The sequence below is a fragment of the Pseudomonas sp. NFACC05-1 genome (assembly GCF_900100135.1).
GTDB lineage: Bacteria > Pseudomonadota > Gammaproteobacteria > Pseudomonadales > Pseudomonadaceae > Aquipseudomonas > Aquipseudomonas fluorescens_Q.
The window spans coordinates 20,547-33,134 of record NZ_FMTR01000034.1 but is presented as its reverse complement, the minus strand read 5'-3'; the positions used below and the strand labels follow the sequence as shown (position 1 = coordinate 33,134).

At 63.6% G+C, this 12,588-nt stretch carries 8 protein-coding genes; 4 read left to right on the top strand and 4 right to left on the bottom strand.

The window, feature by feature from the left end; translation table 11 throughout:
* Position 1: 1 nt before the first annotated feature.
* The 4 genes from BLO97_RS28240 to BLO97_RS28225 are packed head-to-tail and all read right to left on the bottom strand — an operon-like array spanning position 2 to position 7,775.
* Positions 2-4,570 (bottom strand): alpha-2-macroglobulin family protein, encoded by a 4,569-nt coding sequence (locus BLO97_RS28240; RefSeq protein WP_092349317.1) that lies wholly within the window; start codon positions 4,568-4,570, stop codon positions 2-4.
* Positions 4,567-5,250, bottom strand: coding sequence for a DUF1175 domain-containing protein (locus BLO97_RS28235; protein ID WP_170862089.1), 684 nt, complete (start codon positions 5,248-5,250; stop codon positions 4,567-4,569). Before BLO97_RS28235 ends, BLO97_RS28240 begins: the two co-directional genes overlap by 4 nt.
* Positions 5,247-6,956 (bottom strand): DUF2138 domain-containing protein, encoded by a 1,710-nt coding sequence (locus BLO97_RS28230; protein ID WP_063324178.1) that lies wholly within the window; start codon positions 6,954-6,956, stop codon positions 5,247-5,249. The genes BLO97_RS28235 and BLO97_RS28230 overlap by 4 nt, the downstream gene beginning before the upstream one ends.
* Before the next feature lie 30 nt (positions 6,957-6,986).
* On the bottom strand, positions 6,987-7,775 hold the full coding sequence (locus BLO97_RS28225) for a YfaP family protein (protein ID WP_063324177.1): 789 nt from the start codon (positions 7,773-7,775) through the stop codon (positions 6,987-6,989).
* A 269-nt stretch (positions 7,776-8,044) separates the two neighbouring features.
* Between BLO97_RS28225 and BLO97_RS28220 the strand changes: the two genes are divergently transcribed.
* The 4 genes from BLO97_RS28220 to dxs all read left to right on the top strand — a co-directional run bounded on the left by BLO97_RS28220 (position 8,045) and on the right by dxs (position 12,551).
* On the top strand, positions 8,045-9,181 hold the full coding sequence (locus tag BLO97_RS28220) for a Fic family protein (protein ID WP_092349310.1): 1,137 nt from the start codon (positions 8,045-8,047) through the stop codon (positions 9,179-9,181).
* 229 nt (positions 9,182-9,410) lie between these two features.
* Positions 9,411-9,653, top strand: coding sequence for an exodeoxyribonuclease VII small subunit (locus tag BLO97_RS28210; RefSeq protein ID WP_003185917.1), 243 nt, complete (start codon positions 9,411-9,413; stop codon positions 9,651-9,653).
* Positions 9,650-10,537, top strand: a complete 888-nt coding sequence (gene ispA / locus BLO97_RS28205; protein ID WP_092225521.1) for a (2E,6E)-farnesyl diphosphate synthase — start codon at positions 9,650-9,652, stop codon at positions 10,535-10,537. The genes BLO97_RS28210 and ispA overlap by 4 nt, the downstream gene beginning before the upstream one ends.
* A 115-nt stretch (positions 10,538-10,652) precedes the next feature.
* Positions 10,653-12,551, top strand: coding sequence for a 1-deoxy-D-xylulose-5-phosphate synthase (dxs, locus tag BLO97_RS28200; RefSeq protein ID WP_092349307.1), 1,899 nt, complete (start codon positions 10,653-10,655; stop codon positions 12,549-12,551).
* Positions 12,552-12,588 lie beyond the last annotated feature (37 nt).

The following is a 12,588-nucleotide window of genomic DNA, read 5'->3' as shown; positions in this document are numbered from 1 at the left end:
ATCAGTTGACCGTGACCTGACCGAGCGCCGGTTTCTGTTCCCGCGCCTGATGTTGCGGCGCGTAGACCTGGGTGAAGCGCACCGGCGGCAAGGTGAACTGGCCCTTCTGGGAGAAGCGCACCAAGTGCCGCAGGCGCAGCTCGCCACTGAGGGCATCCACCGGCACCGCATACGCCATCTGGCCGGGCTCGAAGCGGGCTTTTTCCAGGGACGTCGGTTCGCTGTCAGCCTTGCCCATCAACTGGATACCCCAGGTGGTGCGTTCCACATCGGCGCCCGGTGGCAGCGGCACTTCGAGCATGCCGTAGCGCAGTGGCGTCGGAGCCTTGCTGTTGATGATCACTTCATCCAGGTAGAGGCTGTCGCTGGACAACGGTTTGTTGCCCACGGCTTCGAGCTTGAAGGTGAAAGCCTCATCGCCCGGCACCAGGCGCGACAGGCGCCGGGTGATGGACACGGCCATCGGTGCTACCGGCGGTTGCTGGCTCTGGAAGCTCAGTGCCGCTTGCAATGGACGCTCCTGGGCGCCGGTCAGGGTCAGCATCGTTGGAAGCTGCGCGCCCTGCCACTGCCAGTAGGTTTCACCGGTCGCACCCTGCTTGGCTGCCCAGCCTTCGCCCGGTGCCAGGGCCACGGCCGGCGCTGCCTGTTCGATGCTGCGCTGCAACCAGGTCAAGGCCAGGGCCCGCTCCAAGGTGGACTGCTGCGGCAACACACGCTCCAGCAATGCAGTGGCGCGAGCCTGATCGAAGCCCTGCAACGACAACACCAGGGCCTCGACGAACGGCTGCGAACTGAGCTCCAGTTGCTGTTGCGCCGCATCGGCTTGACGGCTGAAGGCCGCCGGCAACGGCACCTTCGCCTGTTTCGCCAGGGACGCGGTCAGGACACGGGCGCTGGCCAAGCCAAGGGCCGAATCCGGCGCGTACATGACCAGGCTGTCTTCACCGCTGTCCAGCACGCTCTCGCTGCTGTCTTCACTGGCCTTGGCCAGGTCGTCCATCAGGCCGCTGAGCAAGGTGTTCACCGGCAATTGCATCTGCTTGGCGAACGACAGGATCAGCGCACGCTGCAGCAGCGGCGTATCACCGGCCTGCTTGGCGTAGACCTCCAGCACCCGTTGCCAGTGTTCCGGCGGCAGGCTCAGGTCCAGGGCCTTGCTGGCGTGCCAGTCGGCGTAATAGGCATAGGCGGTGAGGAATGCATCCGGCTCACCGTCCTGGCCCCACCAGGTAAAGCTCGCCGAGGGGCCGGCCATCTGCACCAGGCGCAAGCGGCTGTTTTGCATGATCAACCGCAAGCGGTCGCGGATCTGCGGGTTCGACGCCAGGGTCGGATAGGCGATGCTCAACGGCAACAGGCGGCTGGCGGTCTGCTCGACGCCTCCGTACGGGTAGCTCAGCAGGTCGTCCAGGGCCGAACGGAACAATGCTTGCGGGCTGTCATCCAGGCGCAGGCGAATATCGTTGGCGTCGGCCGGCAAGGTCAGCGGGGTGTCGCCGCTCGCCACATCGAGGCGCTGGCTCTGGGTGACTTGCCAGCCATTGCCGCTGGCGTTCAAGCGCATGGCCAGGGCGTCCTGGGTTTCGCCGTTCAATTGCAACTGCACGTTCAAGTCGCCACTGCTCAGCTCCAGGGCCGGCAGCGCCACGTAGTTGATGCCGTTTTTCAGGTCCACCACCATGCGCTGTTCGGCGCCAGCGTAGCGGATCAGCAGCTCGGCCTTCAGTGGTTTTTCAGACTGGCTGAACGCGAACAGGCCCAGTTGTGGCTTATCGCCCGTGCGGAAACGGGTCGGGCCGCTCCATTTCAGGTACAGCGGTTTTTCCGAGGCGATGAACTGCTTCTTCTGGCCCACTTGGCCGTCGTCGGCAATTGCCTTGGCCGTGATGCGCCAGCGGGTCAGGGAGTCCGGCATCTTGAAGGTGAAGCGGGCCTTGCCGTTGGCGTCGGTGACCAGTTCCGGTTGCCATGCAGCGGTGTCGACGTCTTCACGCCGCGGCCGCTCCAGCACCTTGACCCCGCGTTCGCTGCGGTTGGCCTTGCCCGGCGCGCCAGGACTGCCTGGCAGTGCGACGTCGTAGCTGATGAACGACAGGCTGGCACTGGTGCGCACGTTGTTGCGACGCGGGTGATAGAAGAACTGATCGATGGTCGGCGCCACTTCCGGTTGCAAGGCGTAGACCATTTCGTCCACCACGCTGACCGTCAGGTGCGCGGGGATCGCCTTGCCGGAGAACTGGGTACTCAGGTCCACGGTCACCGTGTCACCCGGGCGGTAGGTGGCTTTGTCGGTGACGACGGCAACGTCGATCTGCGGCGTGATCACCTTGATGCCGGCGTTCTGGAAGCTGTACTGGCCGCCCTTGGTGTACAGCACCGAGAAGGTCAGGTTGGGCGCAAAGTTATCCTTCACGGCAATGCGCGCGCGGTATTGGGTGTCGCTGAGTTTTTCCATCTTCAGCCAATCGCCGCCCTTGGACAGCAGCGCCGTGGCCTCGACTTTGTCCCGCTCAAGCGACAGCAGCGCATCGCTGATCGGTTCCGGGAAGGTAATCAGCGCCAGCGCTTCGTCACCGGTCTTGTATTCAGGCTTGTCGAAGACGATCTCGACCGTACCCGGCACGGCCTTGATGCCTTCACCAGTCACTGCATGGGCGGCGGCGCCAATGACCCGGCCATGGTCGTCCTTGAGCGTCAGGTTGTAGGTGCCAGGGCGGTCGAAGGTCAGGCTGAAGCCCTTGTCCTTGGCCGCCAGCTTGCCTTCGCCAGTGCTCTGGTCTTCCAGGCGCACCCAGGCGTAGCTGCCGGGTGTCACGGCTTTGGCTTGTTCGTTGCCGCCTTCGTTGGCATAGCTGAACGACACCTTCTGGCCGGCGGCGCTGAACCGCTGGGGAGCACTCAGGCGGAAATTCGCCGCGCCACGGTCAATGAGAATTTCCTTGGTGGTCTTGACCCGATACGCGGCGCCATCGCTGGCGAACACGGTGAGTGTGTAGCGGCTCGGTTTGTCGGCGGCCGGCAGGTCGAGGGTCGCGTTGCCCTTGGCATCGGTGGTCACTTCGCTGCTGGTCAGCTCGACCGGGAATTGCCCCAGGTATTGCAGCTCGTTATCGACCATCGACAGTTGCTGGGCGCGCAGACTCAGGCTCACCGTGGCATTCACCACAGGTTTGCCGTCCGGGTACAGCAGCACGAGGTTGCCCTTGACCGGCTCGCCGGTGCGATAGTCCTGCTTGGCCAGGTTCAGGGCGATCTCGAAGTGCGGCTTGATGTATTCGGCTACACGAAAGGCGCTGCTGTAGAGCTGGTCCTTGTAGCGCAAGCGCAGTTCATAGCCGCCGGCCACAGCGTTTTCCGGCAGTTGGAAACGGCCTTGGGTGCCGGCCTTGGAATCGAGCTTCAGGGCCAGGGTTTGCAGCTCGGTGCCGGTGGCGTCCAGCACGCTGACATTGACGTCGGCGGCGCTCGGTTGCACCGAATCACGGGCGTTCTTGAACTCACGACCAACGATTTTCAGCGATACCCAATCCCCTGGCCGGTACAGCGGCCGGTCGGTGAAGGCATAGAGCTTGGTGTCGTAGATTTCGCTGTCGTAGTAGAAGTTTTCCGAGACGAATACCCCGCCCTCCTCGTCTTCACCGATGACGAACGAACGCTCCGGGCTGACGTGCTTGAGGCGCAGCAAGCCGTTTTCATCGGTGGCACCGCTGCTCATCACGCCCAGGCCGTCGGTCCACAGCACATTGACCTTGGGCACCGAACGCCCTTCATGCTTGCGTGCGGCCCAGACCAGCAACTCATCGCCGGCAATCTTGCTCACGGCCACGGTGTTGGAGACGAAGACCATGGTGGTCGCGCGGTATTTTCCGATCAGCGCTTCCACCAGGTACAGACCCGGCTTCAACTGGCCCAGCGGCACGTAGACGTTGCCCGGCGCGACGCTGACGAACTCACTGGACGAACCGGCCAGGTTGACGCCCGCAGGCGGCTGGATCGGCTTGGCTTCCCAGAGCGGATAACGGAACTGGCTGACCACCGGCAAGCCCGGGATCAAGGCGAATTGTGGCGGTGCTTCATACGGTGTCGGCGCAACCAGGGCATCACCGATCTTCAGTTCCGGCACTTCTTCGGTGACTTGCTGGCGGGACTCGTAGGAAAACGCCCGTTGCATCACTCGACGAGACTTGCGGTACCAGTTGTCCCACAGGTACGCGAGGGTGTTCGACAGGCCTTCGCCCTTGAACTGGCCGTCGCTGACCACGCGGTGCAGGTTCTTCTGGCGCTTGAGGAAATCCAGCGGCTTGTCGATGCGGTAGACGCGGATATCGGCGCCGCCGTAGGGCTCCATGCGGAACCGACGGTAGTCGCGGCCCGGCGCTTCGAGGCGAACCATGGCCTGTTCGTCGCTGGCAAAGCTGCTGTCGGCCAGCAGGAAGAAGCTTTCACCGGCTACCGGCGTGTAGCCGCTGGGCTCCACCGTGTCTTCGGCATTCACGACAGGTGCCAGCAACAGGGCGAACAGCAGGGGCAATTTTGAACACAAGCGCAGCATGCGGGCACCGGTCATTGGGAGAGAAAGTTGAGTCGATAGACGCCGATGAAGTTGGGATTGGCTGCGTCGGGTATCCATCGGGTGTCCTTCCAGTTCATGAGTTGTTGCAGGCTTGCGGAGCGCATGCCGTTGTCGGTAGGGGTTGTGGTGCCGGTGTGATAGGCGATGTAGCGGCCCATCCAGATCATCAGGTGCTGGTCGTCGCCCTGATCGAAGAACATCAGGTCGCCGGGACGGGCCTGGGTGACATCGCGGCCCACCAGGCGACTGTTGAACTGGATCAGCTTGATGGCGTTGACGTAGGGCCCGACCTTGCCGCCGCCCTGCTGCCATTGCTGGGCCAGGCGCCGCTGGGCGTCACTGAGTTCGAGCTCAGGCGGCAGGTAGCGGTTGGACAGGCCATTGCTGCGCAGCCACTTATCGTTGTGGACCTTCAGCGCCTCGTTGGCGGCGAACCGCACCAGGCCGGCGCAGTCTTGCTGGTACCAGCGCGGGCTCGGGCCTTTGGTCAACTGCTCCTCGGCGATGCGCACGAACCAGGCACGAAACACCTGGGATTGCCGCACATCCAGCGGCGGCGTCTCAACGGAAGGCCGCGCCGCGACGGAAAGCGGCGTCTCGACGGCCAGCGCCGGCCCACCCCACAGCAGTGCCAGCAGCAGCGCCCATCCGGGGTTGCGGATCAGTCCTGTCACAGCGCTTTCCATTCCAGTGGCAGCCACTGCCAGTGCCCGTCAGGCTCGCTGCCGGCAGGCAACGTCAGGGCGTACTTGCCATAGCCGCCCAGGGTGCGCAGTTTCGGGATGAGGTAGGTTTGCGCGGCGTTGTAGAACACCGGTTCCATGTCCTGGGGCAAGCTGTCGAGGGTTTCACGCTGCATCAGTTGCGCCATGGCATCGGGGCCGAAATAAATCGGCATCAGCACATCCTTGGGCACCACGTCGGCCATGGGTGGGAAGCGCTTGTCGAGGGTGCCGAGGGCCTTGTCCACCAGCTTGTCGTCGAGGGAGAACAGCAGGGTCGAACCATGACGCGCCAGGCTGACGCGCAGGAATGCCTTGCCGGTGATGGCGTCCGGTTGCAGCGAGTCCTTGGCCAGGTAAGGGCCGAAGTTGGAGCTCACCTGGCGCTGCCATTGGTGCATAGCGCCTTCCTGTTTCTCGACGACCGGGAACACGTGCTCGGCGGCATTGTTCTCATAGGCGCCCACCATCGAGCCAAACAGTTTGCCCAAATCCGCGTCGAGCTTGCCGTCGTCTTCGTTCAGGCTCGCCACCAGCAGCGGTGTATACAACCGCGAATCGGCGTACCAGCACAGACCTGCCGCGCCGGCCACATGGTCGACCATGGCCTGGGCGGCTTTTTCGTCGGCGCCAAGTTTCACCAACAGCGGCTTCTGCGGTTCTGCGGCCAACGGCAAGGCAACGCAGGCGCTGGCGCCCATGGGCATGGCTTGCCAGATCGGCTTGAAGTCGAAGTCCGGTTGGTTTTCCAGCTCGTCCATGGCCAGGAAGCTGTGCCAGCCCTTGTCGTCCATGTCGAAGCGCAGCCCGGCGAAGTTCGGGATGAAACGCTGGTAACCCATGGCCAGCACATTGGCATTGACCGAAATACGTTGCTTGACCTCCGGCGCCTTGGGCGGCAGGCCGAAGGCTTCGGGAAACAGTTTGTCGCCATTGAGCAAGGCGGCCAGGGCGGTCGTCGACACGCTGCCGCGCTCATCCGACGGGCCGTTGGCCGGGTCATAGAGTTTCGCCGGGTTGGACAACACCACCAGCTTGTCGCCATGGGAAGCGAAGAGCAGGGATTTGCTGGCGTTGTAGCTGAGCTGGTACAGCGCGACGTCATCACCGCCGACTTTCAGGTCGCTGAGCTTGCTCAGTTGCGTATCATCCAGGGCGACCTTGGCCAATGGCTCCAGCACCTTGGCCAACCCGCCGCGATCCATTACCAACAGAAAATCCTTGAGGCGACCGTCGGCACCGCGCCACAGCGCCACATCGGCTGGCTGGTCGAAAAGCTCCTCGATCAGGCTGTCCTGCAACTTGAGGTCATGCTCGTAGATGATCCGGCGCAGGCTGCCCATCAGCCCGAGGCGGTCGGCGTGGGCCTCGTAATAGAAGACGAAGTCTTCGGTGAGCGTGGCCTTGAGGAACGGCACAGCCAACAGGTCCTTGGGCAACTGGCTCAGGGAATGCGCCTCGAGCAAGCCGTCGGGGCGGCTCAGGCCGAGCTTTTCCAACGCCAACGCCATGGGCGGCGCCTTGGGCTTGGTCATGAACCAGCCCAACCCGGCGGCCACACCTGCTACCAGGCACAGCCCGATCAGTATCGCCGGCCAACGGCGCACAGGTTTAGCGACAGGTGTCGGCGTGGTCGGGGAAGCAGTGTTGTCGCTCATATTCACAAGGGCCTGTTCATCCGTGGAGCGTTAGTAGTTGAAAGTCTTGACCAGCAGCAGATCGCCAATGGCACGCAGGGGCACGACAAAGGTCTCGCGTTTTTCATCGACGGTGTTTTCATTGAGCACCAGGTTGATCTGCGAGGTGATCACCTCGTTGTCGTTGCTGGTCTCGTCAAAGTTGTAGCCACCGCTGCCGTAGTTGCCCCAGTAGTTCACGTAGACCAGGTAGGTGCCGTGCATCGGCGCGGTCATGGTGAACATTTCAGGGCCCGGGCCATCGACGCCATCCGGGTCGAGGCCGCCGCCATTGGTCAGCGCCGGCCGGCCGAAGAACGCATGCTGGCCGTCGGGTGTGACGATATGCAGATCGAGTTCGGCCTTGGGGTCGTCCCAGCCCAGCACCACGCGGATCTGCGCGGGAGTGCGCAGGTTGTTGGCTTCATAGAATTGCACGCGCTTGAGGGACTGGCCTTCGGAGCTGCGCACCTCGACGCTGTTGGAGCCGGCGCCGAACGCATACGGCCGGGCGAAACGCCCCTCGTCGTCGGTGTAGAGATTCAGTGGATTGCCGTTGACCGCCAGGCTATGGGGCTGGCGAGCCGTGCCCATGGCCTTGAGCCGGCCCTCGATCATCGTGCGGTTGCGCTGCACGCCCCGGTCGATGGGCGGCGTGGGATAGGCGACCTGCGGGTTTTCAGTGCGATCGAGCAAGCCGCTGTAGCGCCAACCGCCCACCGGCTCCGACATCTCGGCAGAAGGCTGCGCCCACGCCAACGGCGCGCCGAGCAACACGATCAATAAAGAAAGAAAACGCACGTATGCCTCCTGCCATGCACGACGCAACCCGGCGCTGATCCTCAGCGCTGCTTGTCATTATTCGGGCTTCGTCTGAAGGCCCCGTCGCAACGGGGCTGTAGATGGCGCGAAGGTTAGCGATTCGGCGAATTATTAACAATCGGGGAACGCGCGATTCTGTGTGGGAAATCACGTACTGAGAGGTGCGTGAGCCGAATAGCAGGCGTATTCGGCTCACGAAATGAGCCGAATAGCGCTATTATTCGGCTCACTCATCTTTGGACAGGCGCATGGCACCCCATTGGATCTGGCAACAGCCCGACTGGCCCGGCTTCCGCTGGCAAGCTGAAGCATTGGCACCGCTGCTTCGCGAATGCGTGCAGACCCAAGGCCAGTTGCTCGGCATGACGGGCGCGGTCACGGCTTCGCTCAGTGCCCAGAGCGAACTGGATACCTTGCTGCAAAACATCGTGACCTCCTCGGCTATCGAAGGAGAGCAACTGAATGTCGGCTCGGTGCGCTCGTCCCTGGCCCGCCGCCTCGGCCTGGAACAAGGCGACGACACGCCGGTCAGCCAACGCAGCGAAGGCTTGGCGAACCTCTTGCTGGACGCTACCCGGCATTTCAACCAGCCCCTGACTGTCGAACGCTTGCTGGAATGGCATGAGTGGTTGTTTCCTGATCAAACCAGCGACTTTGCCCACCGACAGATCCGAGTAGGCACGCTGCGCGGTGACGAACCGATGCAGGTAGTCCCTGGCAGGTTGGACCGCCCCACCGTTCACTTCGAGGCTCCTCCCCGCCAGGGTCTTGAACAGCAATTGCAAACGTTCATCGACTGGTTCGAGACCAGTCGTCATCAGGCCGACCTCGATCCATTGTTGCGTGCTGGCATCGCTCATTTCTGGTTCGTCACCCTGCATCCATTCGACGATGGCAATGGCCGCCTGACCCGCACCCTGACCGACCTGGCACTGGCCCAGGGCGAGGCGCAGGCAATCCGTTTCTACGCCATGTCCGTGAGCATCCTCGACGACCGCGCCGGTTATTACCGGCTTCTGGAGAACAGCCAGAAGGCCACACTGGATATCACCGCCTGGCTGACCTGGTTTCTGCAGACGTTGTTGCGCAACCTCCAGCAGGCGATGAAGCGGATCGACAGCGTGTTTTGCAAAGCGAGATTCTGGCAAGTTCATCGCAACAGCGCGCTTACGCCTGAGCAGATCAAGGTACTCAACCGAATGCTCGATGGCGGTGAAAAAGGCTTCGAGGGCGGAATCGGCGCAGCCCAATACCAAGCAGTGGCGAAGGTTTCCAAGGCGACGGCAACCCGCCATCTCGCCGAACTGCTGGAGAAAGGCTGCCTGGAGCGAATGCCCGGCGGTGGGCGCAGTACCCGGTATCGGGTCAGTTATCAGGCCCGCTGAAATTCCGTGGCGAGGGAGCTTGCTCCCGCTGGGCTGCGAAGCGGCCCCAACCTGCGGGGGCTGAACCGGATTGCGACTGCTGCGCAGCCGAGCGGGAGCAAGCTCCCTCGCCACAAAAGCAGGTCGGTGCAAGCCCGTTGTCCCGCTTCGATCCCCCTGCCCTGATTTGCCCCAAAACCCCATGTCTGCTAGTGTCGCGCCGGTTTAACAGTCAACCGGAATAGCCGCCATGGCCCGCAAAAAAGCTGCACTGGATTTCGAACAATCTCTGGCCGACCTGCAAACGCTGGTGGAACGGCTGGAGAACGGCGAATTGTCGCTGGAAGACTCGCTGACCGCCTTCGAGCAGGGTATCGGCTTGACTCGCGACTGCCAGGCGGCGCTGGCCCAGGCCGAGCAGAAGGTGCAATTGCTGCTCGAGCGCGACGGCGAGCTGACCGAAGAGCCTTTCGACGCGGAACAGCCTGAATGATCGGCGCCTATCAGGCCAGCAGCCAGGCCCGGGTCAATGCTGCATTGGATAGCTTGTTCAGCGCCCCGAGCCCGGAGCTGGCGCGCCTGTACGAAGCCATGCGCTACAGCGTGATGAACGGCGGCAAGCGTGTACGGCCGCTGTTGGCCTACGCCGCGTGCGAAGCCTTGGGCGGCCAGGCCGAGCAAGCCAACGGCGCCGCCTGTGCGGTGGAGTTGATCCACGCGTATTCGCTGGTGCATGACGATTTGCCGGCCATGGACGACGACGACCTGCGTCGCGGCCAGCCCACTACCCACAAGCAATTCGACGAAGCCTGCGCGATCCTGGCCGGCGACGGCTTGCAGAGCCTGGCGTTCAGCGCCCTGCTGGACCCGGCCCTGAGCGATTGCCCGGCGCCGGTTCGCCTGGACATGGTCAGTGCCCTGGCGCTGGCGGCAGGCCCTGCGGGAATGGTCGGCGGCCAAGCCATCGATTTGGGCTCGGTGGGCCTGAAGCTGGACCAGAGCGCCCTGGAATACATGCACCGGCACAAGACCGGCGCCTTGATCGAGGCCAGCGTCCGGCTCGGCGCCCTGGCCAGCGGCCGGGCCACGCCCGCCCAGTTGCAAGCCTTGCAGACCTACGCCCGAGCCATCGGCCTGGCGTTCCAGGTGCAGGACGACATCCTCGACGTCGAAAGCGATACCCAGACCCTGGGCAAGCGCCAGGGTGCCGACATCGCCCGCGATAAACCGACCTATCCGGCCCTGCTCGGCCTCGACGCCGCCAAGGCCTACGCCCTGGAGCTGCGCGACCAAGCCCTGGCCGCGCTGCGACCCTTTGACGCGGCGGCCGAGCCGTTGCGCGACTTGGCGCGCTATATCGTCGAACGACGCAGCTGATACAGGGTCAACCCATTCATAAGTGCGTATCGGCCAAGTTCCGGCCAACGCGTGGGCAGCTTGCGATCCATAAGGTAAACTGCCGCCTCTTTCTATACCTATAACGATTCGCCTGATGCCCACGACGTTTCAAGAGATTCCCCGCAAGCGCCCGACCACGCCCCTGCTGGACCGCGCCAACACGCCGGACGGCCTGCGTCGCCTGGGTGAAGCCGAGCTGGAAACCCTGGCCGATGAGTTGCGCCTGGAACTGCTCTACACGGTCGGCCAGACCGGTGGGCACTTCGGCGCGGGCCTGGGCGTCATCGAGCTGACGATCGCGCTGCATTACGTGTTCGACACCCCGGACGACCGGCTGGTGTGGGACGTCGGGCACCAGGCCTACCCGCACAAGATCCTCACCGGTCGTCGCGAGCGCATGGGCACGCTGCGTCAGAAGGACGGTATCGCCGCCTTCCCGCGTCGCTCCGAGAGCGAATACGACACCTTTGGCGTCGGTCACTCCAGCACCTCCATCAGCGCCGCCCTGGGCATGGCGATCGCCGCCCGCCTGCAAAACAGCGAGCGCAAGGCCATTGCCGTGATCGGCGACGGCGCACTGACCGCGGGCATGGCCTTCGAGGCGCTGAACCACGCGCCGGAAGTCGACGCCAACATGCTGGTGATCCTCAACGACAACGACATGTCGATCTCGCGCAACGTTGGCGGTTTGTCCAACTACCTGGCAAAGATCCTCTCCAGCCGCACCTACGCCAGCATGCGCGAAGGCAGCAAGAAAGTGCTGTCGCGCCTGCCCGGCGCCTGGGAAATCGCCCGCCGCACCGAAGAATACGCCAAGGGCATGCTGGTCCCCGGCACGCTGTTCGAAGAACTGGGCTGGAACTACATCGGCCCCATCGACGGCCATGACCTGCCCACGCTGATCGCCACCCTGCGCAACATGCGCGACCTCAAGGGCCCGCAGTTCCTGCACGTGGTCACCAAGAAAGGCAAAGGCTTCGCCCCGGCGGAAGTCGACCCGATCGGCTACCACGCCATCACCAAGCTCGAACCCCTGGACGCTCCGGCGGCCGCACCGAAAAAGGCCGGCGGACCAAAGTACTCCGGTGTCTTCGGCCAATGGCTGTGCGACATGGCCGCCGCCGACCCGCGCCTGGTGGGCATCACCCCGGCGATGAAGGAAGGCTCGGACCTGGTGGCCTTCAGCGAACGCTACCCGCAACGCTATTTCGACGTGGCGATTGCCGAGCAGCACGCCGTGACCCTCGCCGCCGGCATGGCCTGTGAGGGCGCCAAACCGGTGGTGGCGATTTATTCGACGTTCCTGCAACGGGCCTACGACCAACTGATTCATGACGTCGCCGTACAGAACCTCGACGTGCTGTTCGCGATCGACCGCGCCGGTTTGGTGGGCGAAGACGGCCCGACCCACGCCGGCAGCTTCGACCTGTCGTTCCTGCGCTGCATCCCCGGCATGCTGGTGATGACCCCGAGCGATGAAAACGAGCTGCGCAAGATGCTCACCACCGGCCACCTGTTCAATGGCCCGGCGGCAGTGCGTTACCCGCGTGGCACCGGCCCGAACGCGACGATCTCGCCCGACCTTGAGCCAATCGAGATCGGCAAGGGCGTGATTCGCCGCCAGGGCAAGCAAACCGCCCTGCTGGTATTCGGCGTGCAACTGGCCGAGGCCTTGAAAGTCGCCGACACCTTGGACGCTACCGTGGTGGACATGCGCTTCGTCAAACCCCTGGACGAAGCCCTGGTGCGCGAGATGGCCGGCAGCCATGACCTGCTGGTGACCATCGAGGAAAACGCCATCATGGGCGGTGCCGGCGCGGCGGTCAGCGAATTCCTGGCCCGGGACAACATCCTCAAGTCGGTGCTGCACCTGGGCTTGCCGGACCTCTATGTCGAACACGCCAAGCCGGCGCAGATGCTGGCCGAATGTGGATTGGACGAGGTGGGGATCGAAACGGCGGTGCGCCAGCGGTTGCAGTTGTTGGGCCTGTAACGTTCAAACGATACAAAATCCTGTGGGAGCGGGCTTG